A 408-nucleotide genomic window follows, 5' to 3' on the forward strand; every position below is an offset into this window, starting at 1 on the left:
TTCGTCTGACAACACGCGTACTGCAGATGATACAGATATGTACAATGGAGCCCCTGATCGATATAACTGGGACTACAAAGGTGTTAAGGAGTTTTTCATTCCTTATAACAATTATAAGGTCGGTCAGAAAGGTGTTCAATACGATGACTTGGTTATGCCGGGTCACTTAAATCCTGAATATGTTCGCTGGGAACTGCATCGTGTACATGTTGTCGAAGCTACTTTGAAGAAAGGGGCTCGTCATATCTATAAAAAACGTGTGTTCTATGTTGATGAAGACAGCTGGGGAATTGCTATGGTGGATCAGTACGATAACCGTGGTGAACTTTGGCGAGTCAGTAATGCGCTCTTAAAGAACTATTATGAGTTGCCAGGCGTTTGGTCCAGTGGTGATGTATATCACGATCT

The 408-nt window shown here is 42.6% G+C and carries 1 protein-coding gene; it reads left to right on the top strand.

Annotated features, from left to right (window positions below):
- Window positions 1–408: DUF1329 domain-containing protein (locus tag A3735_RS10290; protein WP_156499590.1), on the top strand; the 408-nt coding region annotated here is incomplete at both ends.

Source organism: Oleiphilus sp. HI0061 (assembly GCF_001635675.1).